This window comes from Spirillospora sp. NPDC046719 (genome assembly GCF_040645715.1).
Lineage (GTDB): Bacteria > Actinomycetota > Actinomycetes > Streptosporangiales > Streptosporangiaceae > Spirillospora.
This window is the reverse complement of record NZ_JBEYYT010000742.1, coordinates 1-2,927: the sequence shown is the minus strand read 5'-3', so window position 1 is coordinate 2,927 and position 2,927 is coordinate 1. Positions and strand designations below refer to the sequence as shown.

3 protein-coding genes are annotated in these 2,927 nt (G+C 71.1%); all 3 read left to right on the top strand.

From position 1 onward, the window contains the following. Window positions 1–205: 205 nt before the first annotated feature. The 3 genes from ABZ914_RS49550 (at window position 206) to ABZ914_RS49540 (ending at window position 2,909) form a co-directional block, all read left to right on the top strand. The gene (locus ABZ914_RS49550; RefSeq protein ID WP_500201546.1) at window positions 206–673 is read left to right on the top strand and encodes a MarR family winged helix-turn-helix transcriptional regulator; all 468 of its coding nucleotides are present in this window, start codon (window positions 206–208) and stop codon (window positions 671–673) included. Next, window positions 670–1,938 (top strand): MFS transporter, encoded by a 1,269-nt coding sequence (locus tag ABZ914_RS49545; RefSeq protein WP_500201545.1) that lies wholly within the window; start codon window positions 670–672, stop codon window positions 1,936–1,938. Before ABZ914_RS49550 ends, ABZ914_RS49545 begins: the two co-directional genes overlap by 4 nt. 98 nt (window positions 1,939–2,036) lie before the next feature. Continuing rightward, on the top strand, window positions 2,037–2,909 hold the full coding sequence (locus ABZ914_RS49540; RefSeq protein WP_500201544.1) for a CE1 family esterase: 873 nt from the start codon (window positions 2,037–2,039) through the stop codon (window positions 2,907–2,909). The last annotated feature ends 18 nt before the right edge of the window (window positions 2,910–2,927 follow it).

Sequence of the window (2,927 nt, the reverse complement as noted above, 5' to 3'; positions counted from 1 at the left end):
GGTGACACAATGTCAGAAACTGATTTTTTTTTTTACATTGTGTCACCAGCAGCTTTATTCAATGGGTTATGTGCGGCAGCTGGCTCGGCTGCTGTACTTCCACTGCCGACGTAAATCCAACAATCGCCGCCTTCCGGGGCCCTCAGGAAACCTAGCTAAGCAAACCTATAGGCATCTTATAGAAGCAAGTGATATATATCGGGACATGGACGAGCGGTCCCCTCTCGACGAGCTGGAACTGGCGGCCGGTCTCGGCCGCCTGTACTCGCTGATGCGCTCGCTGTCGCTGCCTCGCGACCTGTCGATGACCACCGTGTCGACGCTGGCCACGCTCGAACGCCGCGGCCCGTGCCGGGTGACGGAGCTGGCCGCGCTGGAGGGGGTCACGCAGCCGGCGATGACGCAGCTGGTGTCCCGGCTCGAACGGGAGGGGCTCGCCGAGCGCCGCGCGCTCGCCGGCGACCGCCGGGTCGTCGCGGTGCACCTGACCGACGCCGGGCGCGCCGACCTGGCGCGCCGCCGCGCCGGGCAGGCCAAGCGGCTCGCCGAGCTGCTGGCCGGCCTGCCCGCGTCCGACCGGGAGGCGATCGCCGCCGCGCTGCCGGCCCTGGACCGGCTGACCGGCGCCGCCCTCGGCGGTCCCGACACACCTGCTTCCGGAGAGTGCGAATGAGTGAGCCGTCCGCGGGCGCGCAGAGCCCCTTCAAGCAGCCGAAGGCCGTGTGGGCCGTGGCGTTCGCGTGCGTGGTGTCGTTCATGGGCATCGGCCTGGTCGACCCGATCCTGCCCGCGATCTCCGCGGACCTGCACGCCTCGCCCAGCCAGGTCACCCTGCTGTTCACCAGCTACCTCGTGGTCACCGCGGTCGCGATGCTCGTGACCGGCTTCGTGTCCAGCCGGATCGGCGCCAAGCGCACCCTCATCGCCGGGCTGGTCCTGATCGTGGTGTTCAGCGCGCTCGCCGGGACGTCCGGCAGCATCTCGGGGATCATCGGCTTCCGGGCCGGCTGGGGCCTCGGGAACGCACTGTTCATCGCGACGTCGTTGGCCGTCATCGTCGCCTCCGCCAGCGGCGGGCTCGGCGGCGCGATCATCGCCTACGAGTCCGCGCTCGGCCTCGGCATCGCCGTCGGGCCGCTGCTCGGCGGGCTGCTCGGCGAGGTCAGCTGGCGCGGCCCGTTCTACGGCGTCGCCGTGCTGATGGCGATCGCGCTGCTCGCGACGATCACGCTGGTGCGGCCGCAGCCGAAGCCGGCGCGCAGGACCTCGATCGCCGACCCGATCAGGGCGCTGCGGCACCGCGGCCTGCTGGTGATGAGCCTGACCGCGCTCTGCTACAACTGGGGCTTCTTCACCGTCCTCGGCTACGCGCCGTTCCCGATGCACCTGAGCGCGCTGAAGCTCGGCCTGGTGTTCACCGGCTGGGGCCTGCTGGTCGCGGTGTTCGCGGTGTTCGGCGCGCCGTGGCTGCAGCGGCGGCTCGGCCTCGCCCGCACCCTGTACTTCAACCTCGCGCTGTTCGCCGTCGACGTGCTCGTCATCGCGGTCTTCGTGAACTCGCAGGCCACGCTGATCGTCGCGGTGATCGTCGCGGGCGTGTTCATCGGCGTGAACAACACGGTGACGACGCAGGCCGTGATGATGGTGGCGCCCGTGGAGCGGCCGGTCGCGTCCGCCGCGTACGGGTTCGTCCGGTTCATCGGCGGCGGCCTCGCGCCCTTCGCGGCGGGAAAGATGGCCGAGCACGCCAACATCCACGTCCCGTTCGCCGTCGGCGCCGCCGCGATCGCCCTCGGGATCGGCGTCCTCGCCATCGGGCACCGCGACCTCGCGCGCGCGGAGCGCAACCAGGCCGGAGTGGACGCGGAAGCGGCCGCGGGCGGCACGGACGCGGAGGTCACGGAGGCGGCGGAGGCCGGTTCCGGATCCGGTTCGTAGCACTGCGTGGTCCCTGTCTCCGGGGGCACAAAAGATCGCGATCTTTTGTGCGCCCGGATGCGTAGCCGGGCGGCTCGGCGACGGGGTTGGATCACCCCATGAAGATCGCCGTGCGGGCGGCGATGATCGTGGCGGCGCTGCTCGCCGCGTTCATCGCCCACCCCCTGCCCGCCGGAGCGGCCCAGGACGCTCCCGGAACCACCGAGCACTCCGTCGCCATGGGCGACTGGAACCGCCCCTACCTGCTGCACCTCCCGCCGGGCGCGAAGCCCGGCGCGCGGCTGCCGCTCATCGTCGCGCTGCACGGCGGGCTGAACGACGCCGCGTACGTGGAGAACCAGAGCGGCCTCGACGAGATCGCCGACCAGGACGGCTACGCCGTCGCCTACCCCGACGGGCTGCTCGGCACCTGGAACGCCGGCGCCTGCTGCTGGTTCGCCCGCTGGGCGGGCGTCGACGACGTCGGCTTCCTCGACAAGCTCATCGACACCCTGGTGAAGCAGGGCGTCGCCGACCCCCGCCGGGTGTTCATGACCGGGTTCTCCAACGGCGGCGGGATGGCCTACCGGTACGCGTGCGAGCGGGCCGACAAGGTCGCCGGGATCGCCGTGGTGTCGGGCGCGCTCGCCGTCGGCTGCACCCCGAAGCGGCCGGTGTCGGTCCTGGCCTTCCACGGAACGTGGGATCCGTCCGTCCCCTACGACGGGGGCGGGAACATGGACGCCGACGTGCACTTCCCGTTCATCGGGGTGCAGTTGCTCATGGAGTTCTGGAGATGGGTGGACAAGCTGCCCGCCCTCTCGTGGCCCGTGCGGGACGGCCCTCAGGGCTGCGTCGGCACCGGACCGGGGCCCGTCGAGGTCGCGCTCTGCACCAAGCAGCAGGGCGGCCACGAATGGCCCGACTACGCCAGCAAACTGATCGGCGAGTTCTTCGCGGCCCGCCCGTCGCTGCCGAAGCCGGCGGCCTGAGCGCGGGCCCGGCCGCCG

Excerpts from the sequence above, each read along its gene's own strand:
- ABZ914_RS49550 (WP_500201546.1), top strand. The coding sequence starts at position 206 with ATGGACGAGCGGTCCCCTCTCGACGAGCTGGAACTGGCGGCCGGTCTC.
- ABZ914_RS49545 (WP_500201545.1), top strand. The coding sequence starts at position 670 with ATGAGTGAGCCGTCCGCGGGCGCGCAGAGCCCCTTCAAGCAGCCGAAG.
- ABZ914_RS49540 (WP_500201544.1), top strand. The coding sequence starts at position 2,037 with ATGAAGATCGCCGTGCGGGCGGCGATGATCGTGGCGGCGCTGCTCGCC.